Origin of the sequence: Bradyrhizobium sp. Pha-3 (assembly GCF_042258325.1) — a bacterium.
GTDB lineage: Bacteria > Pseudomonadota > Alphaproteobacteria > Rhizobiales > Xanthobacteraceae > Bradyrhizobium > Bradyrhizobium elkanii.
Window position 1 is genome coordinate 5,756,184 of sequence record NZ_CP170151.1, and the last position, 11,200, is coordinate 5,767,383.

Here is an 11,200-nt window from a genome sequence, read left to right on the forward strand (position 1 = left end):
CCTTGAACGTCAGGCCCATCGCGTCATTTGGCTGCACTGCAGAATTTGGTCTGCTATCGGTGCATGGCGGACTCTGGCAGCCGCCTGCCCGACAGATCTGTGGTGTCACGGCCTCGTCAGCAGCGCCACACGCCCGATCGCCTTGCGCTCGATCAACAGCCGCATCGCTTTCGCATAGTCTTCCAGCGGCAGCCGGTGCGAGATATTCGGCCGTACCCGGCCGGCCTCGGCCCATTCGCTCAGCGCCTTGAACCTGACCTCGCCGAGCGCGGGATCCTTGCGCACCGCCTCGCCGGCGCGAACGCCGAGCACGCTCGCGCCCTTGATCATCAACAGATTGGTGCGGGCAAGACCGATGCCGCCGGTGAATCCGACGACGAGGATCCGCGCGCCCCAGTTGATGCAGCGCATCGAGTTCTCGAACACCTCGCCGCCGACAGGATCGAACACCACATCGGCACCGCGGCCGTCGGTGAGGCGCTTGACCGCATCGCGGAACGGCTCGCGCGCGTAGAGCAAGAGATGGTCCGCGCCGCGCGCCTTGGCGATCGCAAGCTTCTCCTCGCTCGAGGCCGCGGCGATCACGGTGGCGCCGAGCAGCTTGCCGATCTCGACCGCGGCAAGCCCGACACCGCCGCCGGCGCCGTGCACCAGCAACACCTCACCCGGCTTGATCTGCCCGCGGTCGATCAGCGCATGATAGGCGGTGCCGTGCGCGGCCAGGAAGGTCGCGCCTTCCGCGTAGTCGAAGGTCGACGGCACCGGTACGAGCTGCGACGGCGTCGCAACCGTCTCGTCGCAATAGGCGCCGAAGCGCATCTTGACGATCACTTTGTCGCCGACGGCAACACCGGCTGCTCCATTGACCTCGACGACATCGCCGGCGGCTTCCGAGCCCGGCGTGAACGGCAGCGGCGGCTTGAGCTGGTACTCGCCGGCGGCCATCAGGATGTCGGGGAAATTGATCCCGGCGGCGCGGATCGCAACCCGCACCTGGCCCGGCTGCAAAGGCACCGAGGCAAAGTTCTCGAGCTGCAGGCGCTCGGGCGGGCCGAGCTCGCGGCAAACGACGGCTTTCGGCATCAGGCAGCCCGCGCCTTGAGACGCGCCAGCGCCTCGCGGATCAGCGGCAAGCGGTCGTTGCCGAAATACATGTCGGTCTTGTCGAGATAGATCGTGGGCGAGCCGAAGCCGCCGCGCGCCATCACCTCCTCGGTGTTGGCCTTGAGCTGGTCCTTGATCGCCTGGTCGCCGATGCCGGCAAGGAACCGCGCCGGATCGATCCCGAGCTTGGCGCAGATCTCGGTCAGCACCGCATCCTGCGAGATGTCCTTGTCGTCACCCCAATAGGCCTCGAACACCGCGCGTGCGAACGGCACCATCTTCTCGTTGCCGAGAAGGATGCAGCCGCGCATCGCCTTGACGCTGTTCACCGGGAATACGGTCGGCGGCATCTTGATCGCAAGGCCGGCCGAGCGCGCCCAGTCGGTGAGATCCTTCTTCATGTAGCGCGCCTTCAGCGGCACCGGCTTCTCGCGCTGCGCGTAGACTGACGGATTGACGGTGTTGAAGATGCCGCCGACCAGGATCGGCCGCCAGGTGATCGGAGCGTCGAACTCCTTCGCGATCGGCTGGATGTTGTGCCAGGCGAGATAGGTCCACGGGCTGGAGCAGTCGAAGAAGAATTCGATCATGGCGTTTCCCTTTGTCTTTTCCACATTCATTCTCGTCATTCCGGGAGGCGCCACAAGGCGCAGAGCTCGCGACTGTGTCGCGCCACGGAATAACGGGCATCATTTCTTCTCGACCAGCTCCTTCGCACGCTGGCCGAACATGTTCTTGCGCGATTCCTCGTCAAACGGCTCCTTGACGAATTTTCCGATCGCAAGGCCCGCCTGCACCTGCGGCCGGGCGCGCACCGTCGCGTACCAGCGCTTGATGTTCGGGAAATCGTCGAGGGTGAAGCCCTGTGCCTTGTGGGTCATGGTCCAGGGGAAGCAGGCGATGTCGGCGATCGAATAGTCGTCGCCGGCGATATAGGCGCCGGTCCCGCCGAGCTGGCGGTCGAGCACACCATAGAGCCGCGCCGTCTCGTCGCGGTAGCGCTCGATCGCGTAGGGAATTTTCTCGGCCGCATAGAGCGCGAAATGGCCGTGCTGGCCGAGCATCGGCCCGAGGCCGCCCATTTGCCACATCACCCATTGGATGACGTTCGACCGCGCACGCAGCTCCCTGGACAGGAAACGGCCGGCCTTGTCGGCAAGATAGATCAGGATCGCGCCGGTCTCGAACACCGAGAACGGCCCGCCGCCGTCGGCGGGCGCGTGGTCGACGATGGCGGGGATCCGGTTGTTCGGGCTGATCGCCAGGAATTCGGGTCGAAACTGCTCGCCGGCGCGGATGTTCACCGGGATCACCTTGTAGGGTAGCCCCAGTTCCTCCAGCATGATCGAGACCTTCCAGCCGTTCGGCGTCGGCGCGTAGTGCAGATCGATCATCGGCGTTCTATTCCCCGTCACAAAGACTTTTGTTGTTCTGTACCTCCACCTTAGGACATGGCACACAAGCGCTCAATCAGAACCCAACAGGAGGCACCCATGCTGTTTCCAACCACGATCGCAGGCTCGCTGCCGAAGCCGGAATGGCTGGCGGAGCCGAACATGCTGTGGGCACCCTGGAAGTCGGAGGGCGCCGAGCTCGCCCGCGCCAAGCGCGATGCCACGGTGCTTGCGGTCAAGCTGCAGGAAGATGCCGGCGTCGACATCGTCACCGAGGGCGAGCAGGCGCGCCAACATTTCGTGCACGGCTTCCTCGAGCGGATCGAGGGCATCGATTTCGCCCACAAGGTCGAGATGGGCATCCGCAAGGACCGCTATAAGGCGATGGTGCCGCAGGTGGTCGCACCGCTGCAGCTCAAGGGACGCGTCCACGAGAGCGAGGCCCGTGCGGCGCGCGCGCACACCAGGAACCGGCTGAAATTCACCATGCCCGGCCCGATGACGATCATCGATACCATCGCCGACAAGTATTACGGCGACCGCGTGAAGATGGCCTTCGCTTTCGCGGAGCTTTTGAACCAGGAGGCGAAGGCGTTGCAAGCCGACGGCGTCGACATGATCCAGTTCGACGAGCCCGCCTTCAACGTCTACATGGACCAAGTGCGCGACTGGGGCATCAAGGCCCTGGAGCGCGCCGCCGAAGGCCTGACCTGCGCCACCGCCGTGCACATCTGCTACGGCTACGGCATCAAGGCCAACACCGACTGGAAGCAGACGCTTGGCGGCGAGTGGCGGCAATACGAGGAGACCTTCCCCGTCATCGACAAGAGTACGATCCAGCAGGTCGCGATCGAATGCCGGAACTCGAAGGTGCCGATCGAACTGCTGGCGGCGCTCCCCGGCAAGATCGTGCAGGCCGGTGTGATCGACGTCGCCAGCGACGAGATCGAGACCGCCGAGGACGTCGTCAAGGTGATCGAGGCGGTCGCCAAGCACGTGCCGAAGGGCAACATCATCGCGACCACCAATTGCGGCATGGCGCCGATGCGGCGGGACATCGCCGAAGCCAAGCTGATCGCGCTGGGCGCCGGTGCCAAGCTGGCGCGGCAGCGGCTGGCGTAAGACGCCGGCAGATCAACCCAGAAGGGCCATCGCGCTCGGATGCAACACCGGCCGGTAGCCGGCCTGGAAGGCGCGCACCGTCGATGGCGGCGTCAGCAGCATGGCCGGCTCGGGTACGTCGGCCCGGCTGTAACCGGCGAACGACCAACGCAACGTTGCGCCGTCGGCGACGAGGTAGCTCTCCCCGCTCGCCTGCACCATGGTCCCGTCGGGCAAGTCGCGCAATCGCATCGGCAGCGGATGCAGCTGCTTCCTGCCGCGGTCGAGCCGCTCGGCGTGCAGCACCGCATCCATCGCCTTGGCGCTGAGATCGCTCACGTCGTTGCCCTGCTCCCAGCAGCCACGAAACCGCTTGGCATCGTCACGGCGGCAGTAGAAGCAGGGCCGGTGTCCGGCCGCGAACGCGGTGGCCTCATCGAGGAAGAACAGCTCGGTCCAGCTCTGCCGGCTCATCACCTCGCGCCGTCGTCCCCTGAACTCGCAGACGCAGGTGAGCCACGCCGGGCTCGACCAGCGCTTGTTCAGAAGCGTGCGCGTCGCGGGATCGTGGATGATGCCGCGATTCCCGGTGAAAGTGCCGCGATGGTCTGAGGCGACGATGTCGCCGGTGGGCGTGACGCGGTTTTGCAGGGGCATGCTTTTGCTTCCCCCTCGCCCCGCTCTTGCGGGGAGAGGGCTGGGGGTGAGGGGCTTTGTCCGCAAAGATAGTGAGAGACGAGCTCGCGGTGAGTCCCCCTCACCCGATCGCTCCGCGATCGACCTCTTCCCGCAAGCGGGGCGAGGTGACGATCTACGCCGCTCCGTCGCGGAGCGGCGGCTGGAACGACAGCGCGGTATCCCAGGGGAAGAAGATCCAGGTGTCCTGCGACACCTCGGTGATGTAGGTGTCGACCAGCGGCCGGCCCTTCGGCTTGGCATAGACGGTCGCGAAATGCGCGTCCGGCAGAAGCTCGCGCACCAGCCTGCCGGTCTTGCCGGTATCGACGAGGTCGTCGACGATCAACAGTCCCTTGCCGGTGCCGCCGCCGAGCTTGGCGGTCTGCTCCGAAATGCCCTTGAGCACCTTCAGGTCGCCCTGCTTGTCATGGTCGTAGCTGGCGACGCAGACGGTATCGATCACCCGCAGGCCGAGCTCGCGCGCCACGATCGCCGCCGGCACCAGCCCGCCGCGGGTGATCGCGATCACCGCGTGGAACGGGCCGACCTCGTTGAGCCGCCAGGTCAGCGCCCGGCAGTCCCGGTGGAATTGATCCCACGAGACCGGAAACGGCCTGCCGGCCCGATCCTGTGCACTCGGTTCAGAATTTCGCTCAACCATATCGTCTCAACCCGCCGGCTTCTTCTGCGCGGCCTGCACTTGCTTCAGCATCTCCTTCACCGCGATCATCGCCGCGGCGAGCTTTTCCGGATCGCGCGAGCGGACCACGAGATTGGTGTTCGGCTTCTGGTCCTCGTCCTGGAACGGATAGCTGCCGATGATGGTGTCGGGATTGGCTTCCGCGATCGCCCGCAGCGGGCCGCCGATATCGCCTTCCCTTGCGTCAGCGCGAACCGAGTCCGACAGCATCCGCACGCCGGACTTCAGGGTCGGCGCCACGATATCCATCATCGCCTGCATGATGGTGGGGATGCCGGCCATCACGATGACATTGCCGAGCTTGAAGCCCGGCGCCAGGATGGTCGCGCTCTGGATCAGCTCGGCGCCGTCGGGCACCCGGGCCATCCTGAGCCGCGCCTCGTTGAGGTCCTGCTCGCTCCAACGCTCCCTGAACCGCGCCACCACCTCGGGGTGATGGTGGATATCGACCCCGAACGCCCTCGCCACGCTGTCGGCGGTGATGTCGTCATGGGTCGGCCCGATGCCGCCGGTGGTGAACACGTAAGTGTACCTATGCCGCAGCGCATCAAGGGCGGAGACGATGTCGGCCTCGTCGTCGGCGACGACGCGGACCTCCTTCAGGTCGATGCCGATGTTGGTCAGGTATTCGGCGATGAAGCCGATGTTCTTGTCCTTGGTCCGGCCGGACAGGATCTCGTCGCCGATCACCAATATCCCCGCCGTGACGATCTCGCTCATGGTCTCATTCCCTAACTTGATCCCCTGACATTGCCGATCCAATGCCTTGATGTCACGGGGTTTTGCCGCCGAATTAAGCAGACCTCAGCCGGTTTTTCGGGCAGGCCTTCCGCTTCACCCATAGCAAATGCCGCAAGCCAATGCATATCGCGCTGGCCCGCCCCTTGCTACCATCCCATCAAGTCATGCACTGTGTCACATGGCTTGGGAGGGCAGTCGGGCTATATGGCAGTCGCGTTCGATGAGATGAATGGCCTCGGCGAGGATCTCCGCCCGGCCTACCAGGAGCTCTCCCGCTGGCTCAAAGAGACGCCGCCGGATGCGCTCGAATATCGACGCCAGGAAGCGGAGCTGCTGTTCCGCCGGATCGGCATCACCTTCGCGGTCTATGGCGATGCCGAGGCCCAGGAGCGGCTGATCCCGTTCGACGTCATCCCCCGCATCATGTCGGCGACCGAGTGGACGCTGCTGGAGAAGGGCCTCAAGCAGCGCGTGCTCGCGCTCAACATGTTCTTGAAGGACATCTATCACGGCCGCGACATCCTGCGCGCCAACGTCATCCCCGAGGACCTGATCTTCCAGAACCCGGTGTTCCGTCCGGAGATGAACGGCCAGGACGTGCCGCACGACATCTACGTCCACATTGCCGGCATCGACATCATCCGTACCGATCCCGACAATTTCATCGTGCTGGAGGACAATGCGCGCACGCCATCCGGCGTGTCCTACATGCTGGAAAACCGCGAGATCATGATGCGGCTGTTTCCGGACCTGTTCGCGCGGCACCGCGTAGCGCCCGTGGAGCGTTATCCGGACGAGCTGCTGTCGGCGCTGCGGTCGGTCGCGCCGCACAGCGCCTCGGCCGAGCCGACGGTCGCGCTGATGACGCCGGGCGTCTACAACTCGGCCTATTACGAGCACTCCTTCCTCGCCGACAAGCTCGGCATCGAGCTGGTCGAGGGGCGCGACCTCATCGTCAAGAACGACGAGGTGTTCATGCGCACCACCGAGGGGCTGAAGCGGGTCGATGTGATCTACCGCCGCGTCGACGACGATTTTCTCGATCCCCTCACCTTCCGGCCGGATTCCGCGCTCGGCGTCCCCGGACTGATGTCGGCCTATGCCGCCGGCAACATCACGCTCGCCAATGCGGTCGGCACCGGCATCGCCGACGACAAGGCGATCTATTCCTACATGCCTGACATCGTGAAGTTCTACCTCAGCGAGGAGCCGATCCTGAAGAACGTGCAGACCTGGCGCTGCCGAGAACCGCAGGATCTGTCCTACGTGCTCGACAACCTCGCCGACCTCGTCGTCAAGGAGGTGCACGGCTCGGGTGGCTACGGCATGCTGATCGGCCCCGCCGCCACCAAGGCGACGATCGAGGCGTTCCGCGACAAGCTCAAGCGCGAGCCGGAAGGCTTCATCGCCCAGCCGACGCTGGCGCTGTCGACCTGCCCGACCTGCACCGACAAGGGGCTGGCGCCGCGCCATGTCGACCTCCGCCCGTTCGTGCTGACCGGCTCTAGCCACACCACCATCGTGCCCGGCGGGCTGACCCGCGTCGCGCTGAAGGAAGGCTCGCTCGTGGTCAATTCGAGCCAGGGCGGCGGCACCAAGGACACCTGGATACTGAGTGAGTGATTTGAAGCCAAACGCGCTGCGCGAGCCCTCCCTCCCCCTGCAAGGGGGAGGGTCGGGGTGGGGGTCGGCCGCATACGCCGAATGGAGAGAAGACCCCCACCCGCCGCTGCGCGTCGACCTCCCCCTTTCAGGGGGAGGTGAAACACGTTTCGTCTTGTAGGGACTATCGCATGCTGTCGCGCACCGCCGAAAACCTGTTCTGGCTGGCCCGTTATGTCGAACGCGCCGAATATCTGGCGCGCACCATCGATGCGACGTTGCGCGTCACCGCGCTGCCCGCGGCCTATGTCGGCAAGACCAATGAGTGGGATTCCGCACTGCTCACCGCCGGCGTCGGCGCGAGCTTCTACGATCACTATGAGGAAGCCAACGAGCGGAACGTCATCGAATATCTCTCCTTCTCGTCGGAAAATGCGTCCTCGATCAAGAACTGCATCGAGGCGGCGCGGCTCAATTCACGCTCGGTGCGCACCGCGCTGACATCCGAAATGTGGGACACCATCAATTCGGCCTGGATCGAACTGCAGGCGGTTTGGAACAAGGGTCCCGCCAACCGCGAGGAGCTGGCCAAATTCCTGCGCTTCGTGCAGGAGACCTCGCTGCGCTTCGACGGCTCGGCCTACCGCACCATGCTGCGCAACGACGCCTACTGGTTCTCGCGGCTCGGGGTCCATCTCGAGCGCGCCGACAACACCGCGCGGATTCTCGACGTGAAGTATCACATGCTCCTGCCCGAGGAGGAGCATGTCGGCGGCCCGCTGGACTACTACCAGTGGACCTCGATCCTGCGCTCGGTGTCGGCAACGACCGCCTATCACTGGGTCTACCGGGAAACCCTGAAGCCTTGGCTGATCGCCGATCTGTTGATCCTCAACGATACGCTGCCGCGCTCGCTTGCCAGCTGCTACAGCAACCTCGTGCGCAACCTCGACCAGATCGGCGTCGCCTATGGCCGCCAGGGCGCCTCGCAACGTCATGCCCGCGGCATCAGGAACCGGCTCGAGCACAGCAACATGGACGATATCTTCCAGCACGGCGTGCACGAATTCATCCAGGAGTTCATCGCGGACAACTCACGGCTGGGTGAGATCATCACCAAACAGTACCTGATCTGACCGATACGGCCGAAAAACGCTCAAATTGTCGTCATGGCGGCGCCAAAAGCGCGAAGCGCGTCTTCGCGTGGGTGTCCCGGCCATCGACATCTTGCTTTCGCGGCCGATTAGGACGAAAGACGTCATGCCCCGAAAAACCGATTGAACACCGGTTGAGCCATGCGCCTGCGGATAGCCCATACCACCACGTATCGCTACGAGCCGGCGGCCTCGGGCGTGATCCAGATTCTGCGGATGACGCCCGGCAGCCATGACGGCCAATATGTCGCGGACTGGCAGATCGACGTCTCGACCGATTCCCGGCTCGACACCCATGAGGACGCCTTCGGCAACGTCACCCATGTACTGACGCATGGTTCGATCAGTGACCTCACGATCCATTGCGAAGGCCTGGTCGAGACCCACGACACCGGCGGCGTCCTGAAGGGCACCGACGAGCGGTTTCCGCCGAGCCTGTTCCTTCGCGCCACATCGCTGACCGACCTCAACCCGGCGATGACGGCCATCGTGCGCGAGCTGCGCACCGAGGCCGGCGGCGACGTGCTCGGCTTCCTGCACGCGCTGATGGCGCAGATCTACGAGCACATGACCTTCGACGAGGACCCGACCAACAGCGCCACCTCGGCCGCCGAGGCGTTCGCGCTGAAGCGCGGCGTCTGCCAGGACTACGCGCACATCCTGATCGCCTGCGCGCGCGCCGGCGGCGTTCCGGCGCGGTTCGTCTCCGGCCACTTCCTGCGCTCCGACGGCATGGTCAACCAACAGGCCGGCCACGCCTGGGCCGAGGCCTTCGTGCCCGATCTCGGCTGGGTCGGCTTCGACGCCGCCAACGGCATCTGCACCACCGACGCCCATGCCCGCGTCGCGATCGGCCTCGACTATCTCGGCGCCGCCCCGGTCCGCGGCACCCGCTATGGCGGCGGCAACGAGACGCTGACGGTCGCGGTCAAGGTCGACCAGGCCGGCCGCCCCGGACAGTGGCAGAGCCAGACGCAGTCGTAGGGCTGATCCCTCTCGGCGTCCGTCATTGCGAGCCAACGGGTCGCGCGAACGCGCGCCCGATGACAGGCTCCGCGAAGCAATCCATCTGACCGCTTGCGGAAGCATGGATTGCTTCGTCGCTTCGCTCCTCGCAATGACGGCAGGGGTGCTATGATCGCGGCTTCAAACCACACCAGCGGGACAAACCATGGCCACCGTAAAACTGCTTTCCGACGCCGAACTCCCGGCGGAGGCACGCGCCGTCTTCGACGACATCCGCAAGACGCGGAACTCGGACTTCATCAACAATTTCTGGCGCGCGCTGGCGCATGATCCGAAGACCCTGCGGCGGACCTGGGAGAGCATCAAGGAGGTGATGGCACCGGGCGCGCTCGATCCGAAGGTCAAGGAGATGCTCTACGTCGCCGTCTCGGTGGCACACGGCTGCAGCTATTGCATTCACTCGCACACCGCGAGCGCCCGCGCCAAGGGCATGACCGACGCCGAATATCAGGAAATGCTCGCGATCGTCGGCATGGCCGCCGAAACCAACCGGCTGGTCACGGCGCTCGGCGTGCCCGTCGACGAGGCCTTCCTCGTCGACGCACCGGCGGGACAGAGGCAGGAGCCGTGACGCTCCTGCCTGTCTCGCGAATGAGTGATGTCACGAAATGCGCTCAACGTCGGATTTGAGGACAACCAGGAAACGGGCAGCTTCGCCGCCCGTCACCACCCGATGATCGAAGGTCAGCGAGAGCGGCAGCGTGCGCCGGACCGCAACCTGCCCCCGAAGCGCGACCACGCGCTCCGAAATCCGCCCGGCGCCGACGATCGCCGTCTGCGGCGGCACGATGATGAGATTAGCAAACCGGCCTCCGATCATGCCGAAGTTCGACAACGTGATCGTCGCACCGCGCAGTTCCTCCGGGGGTATCGCGCGCGCGATCGCGTCGGCTCGCAGGCGGTCGAGTCCGGCCCGCAGGTCCGATACGCTCCGCTCCGCGACATTGCGCAGCACGGGTACGATCAGGCCGCCGCCGGTGTCGACGGCGATGCCGAGGTCGATGCGCTCGATCAGGCGCCGTTCTCCCGTACCGGAATGATACCAGGCATTGAGCGCGGGCTCTGCCTTGCAGGCAGCGGCGATCGCCCGCGCCAGGCGGATTGTCACGTCCTCGCCCTGCCGCCAATCGTCGATGTCGGCTTCATCGGTGACCGTCGCGGGGACGATTTCCGCATGCGCTGCCGTCATGCGTTGGGCCATCGCGCGGCGCAAGCCGCGCAGCGGCTCGGCGGGTCCGCTGTGAGACATCCGCTTCGCCGCCCTCTCGACATCGGCCCGCGTGATGGTGCCGCCGGGCCCGGTCGCCTCGACGAGATCGAGCGCGACGTCAAGCTTGCGCGCAAGGGCGCGCACTGCCGGAAACACTTGGGCTCCCTGCCCGCTGGGCGGCGAAGCAGTTGCTGGCGCCGGCCGTTGCTCGCCGGTGTCGAGTTCGCCCACAATCGTGCCGGTGTCCTGCCCGGCGTCCTCGGCAAACTCGACGAGCGGCGCGCCGACCTTCACGATATCGCCCTTGGCACCGAACAGGCGCGCGATGCGTCCGCTCGACGGCGCCGGTATCTCGACCACCGCCTTGTCGGTCTCGACCGAAACGAGCGGCTGATCGGTCACGACGTGATCGCCCTCGTTGACGTACCAGGTGACGATCTCAGCTTCTTCAAGACCTTCACCAAGGTCCGGCAACGTGAACTGGCGCATG

General features: G+C 65.3%; 12 protein-coding genes. 5 read left to right on the top strand and 7 right to left on the bottom strand.

What is annotated here, in order from left to right:
- Positions 1-105: 105 nt before the first annotated feature.
- The 3 genes from ACE10X_RS27315 to ACE10X_RS27325 all read right to left on the bottom strand — a co-directional run bounded on the left by ACE10X_RS27315 (position 106) and on the right by ACE10X_RS27325 (position 2,498).
- Positions 106-1,083 (bottom strand): NADPH:quinone oxidoreductase family protein, encoded by a 978-nt coding sequence (locus tag ACE10X_RS27315; protein WP_375763097.1) that lies wholly within the window; start codon positions 1,081-1,083, stop codon positions 106-108.
- On the bottom strand, positions 1,083-1,694 hold the full coding sequence (locus ACE10X_RS27320) for a 2-hydroxychromene-2-carboxylate isomerase (RefSeq protein ID WP_375763098.1): 612 nt from the start codon (positions 1,692-1,694) through the stop codon (positions 1,083-1,085). The genes ACE10X_RS27315 and ACE10X_RS27320 overlap by 1 nt, the downstream gene beginning before the upstream one ends.
- A gap of 99 nt (positions 1,695-1,793) precedes the next feature.
- On the bottom strand, positions 1,794-2,498 hold the full coding sequence (locus ACE10X_RS27325) for a glutathione binding-like protein (RefSeq protein WP_375763099.1): 705 nt from the start codon (positions 2,496-2,498) through the stop codon (positions 1,794-1,796).
- Between the two features lie 99 nt (positions 2,499-2,597).
- Between ACE10X_RS27325 and ACE10X_RS27330 the strand changes: the two genes are divergently transcribed.
- On the top strand, positions 2,598-3,620 hold the full coding sequence (locus ACE10X_RS27330) for a methionine synthase (RefSeq protein WP_038383315.1): 1,023 nt from the start codon (positions 2,598-2,600) through the stop codon (positions 3,618-3,620).
- 12 nt (positions 3,621-3,632) lie between these two features.
- On the opposite strand, the gene ACE10X_RS27335 is transcribed toward ACE10X_RS27330, so the two are convergent.
- The 3 genes from ACE10X_RS27335 to ACE10X_RS27345 form a co-directional block, all read right to left on the bottom strand.
- Positions 3,633-4,256, bottom strand: a complete 624-nt coding sequence (locus ACE10X_RS27335) for a hypothetical protein (protein WP_375763100.1) — start codon at positions 4,254-4,256, stop codon at positions 3,633-3,635.
- A gap of 154 nt (positions 4,257-4,410) precedes the next feature.
- The gene (gene gpt, locus ACE10X_RS27340) at positions 4,411-4,938 is read right to left on the bottom strand and encodes a xanthine phosphoribosyltransferase (protein WP_028342908.1); all 528 of its coding nucleotides are present in this window, start codon (positions 4,936-4,938) and stop codon (positions 4,411-4,413) included.
- A 6-nt stretch (positions 4,939-4,944) separates the two neighbouring features.
- Positions 4,945-5,697 carry a competence/damage-inducible protein A gene (locus ACE10X_RS27345; protein WP_375763101.1) on the bottom strand — a complete coding sequence of 251 codons (753 nt, stop codon included), beginning with the start codon at positions 5,695-5,697 and terminating at the stop codon, positions 4,945-4,947.
- Between the two features lie 225 nt (positions 5,698-5,922).
- Between ACE10X_RS27345 and ACE10X_RS27350 the strand changes: the two genes are divergently transcribed.
- From ACE10X_RS27350 to ACE10X_RS27365, 4 genes are all read left to right on the top strand, one after another.
- Positions 5,923-7,341, top strand: a complete 1,419-nt coding sequence (locus ACE10X_RS27350) for a circularly permuted type 2 ATP-grasp protein (protein WP_028342906.1) — start codon at positions 5,923-5,925, stop codon at positions 7,339-7,341.
- A 170-nt stretch (positions 7,342-7,511) separates the two neighbouring features.
- Positions 7,512-8,456 (top strand): alpha-E domain-containing protein, encoded by a 945-nt coding sequence (locus tag ACE10X_RS27355; protein WP_038383319.1) that lies wholly within the window; start codon positions 7,512-7,514, stop codon positions 8,454-8,456.
- Positions 8,457-8,615: 159 nt separating this feature from the next.
- Complete coding sequence (locus ACE10X_RS27360) at positions 8,616-9,458, top strand: transglutaminase family protein (protein ID WP_038383320.1); 843 nt, start codon at positions 8,616-8,618, stop codon at positions 9,456-9,458.
- A 187-nt stretch (positions 9,459-9,645) separates the two neighbouring features.
- On the top strand, positions 9,646-10,071 hold the full coding sequence (locus ACE10X_RS27365; RefSeq protein WP_038383321.1) for a carboxymuconolactone decarboxylase family protein: 426 nt from the start codon (positions 9,646-9,648) through the stop codon (positions 10,069-10,071).
- A gap of 30 nt (positions 10,072-10,101) precedes the next feature.
- Here ACE10X_RS27365 and ACE10X_RS27370 read toward each other — a convergent pair whose 3' ends face one another.
- Positions 10,102-11,199, bottom strand: a complete 1,098-nt coding sequence (locus tag ACE10X_RS27370) for a dihydrolipoamide acetyltransferase family protein (RefSeq protein ID WP_038383322.1) — start codon at positions 11,197-11,199, stop codon at positions 10,102-10,104.
- Position 11,200: the final 1 nt, after the last annotated feature.

Bases quoted from the DNA above. Each gene is read 5' to 3' on its own strand.
- ACE10X_RS27325 (WP_375763099.1), bottom strand. From the start codon at position 2,498: ATGATCGATCTGCACTACGCGCCGACGCCGAACGGCTGGAAGGTCTCG.
- ACE10X_RS27330 (WP_038383315.1), top strand. From the start codon at position 2,598: ATGCTGTTTCCAACCACGATCGCAGGCTCGCTGCCGAAGCCGGAATGG.
- gpt (WP_028342908.1), bottom strand. From the start codon at position 4,938: ATGGTTGAGCGAAATTCTGAACCGAGTGCACAGGATCGGGCCGGCAGG.
- ACE10X_RS27345 (WP_375763101.1), bottom strand. From the start codon at position 5,697: ATGAGCGAGATCGTCACGGCGGGGATATTGGTGATCGGCGACGAGATC.
- ACE10X_RS27350 (WP_028342906.1), top strand. From the start codon at position 5,923: ATGGCAGTCGCGTTCGATGAGATGAATGGCCTCGGCGAGGATCTCCGC.
- ACE10X_RS27355 (WP_038383319.1), top strand. From the start codon at position 7,512: ATGCTGTCGCGCACCGCCGAAAACCTGTTCTGGCTGGCCCGTTATGTC.
- ACE10X_RS27335 (WP_375763100.1), bottom strand. From the start codon at position 4,256: ATGCCCCTGCAAAACCGCGTCACGCCCACCGGCGACATCGTCGCCTCA.
- ACE10X_RS27365 (WP_038383321.1), top strand. From the start codon at position 9,646: ATGGCCACCGTAAAACTGCTTTCCGACGCCGAACTCCCGGCGGAGGCA.
- ACE10X_RS27360 (WP_038383320.1), top strand. From the start codon at position 8,616: ATGCGCCTGCGGATAGCCCATACCACCACGTATCGCTACGAGCCGGCG.
- ACE10X_RS27320 (WP_375763098.1), bottom strand. From the start codon at position 1,694: ATGATCGAATTCTTCTTCGACTGCTCCAGCCCGTGGACCTATCTCGCC.
- ACE10X_RS27315 (WP_375763097.1), bottom strand. From the start codon at position 1,083: ATGCCGAAAGCCGTCGTTTGCCGCGAGCTCGGCCCGCCCGAGCGCCTG.
- ACE10X_RS27370 (WP_038383322.1), bottom strand. From the start codon at position 11,199: ATGCGCCAGTTCACGTTGCCGGACCTTGGTGAAGGTCTTGAAGAAGCT.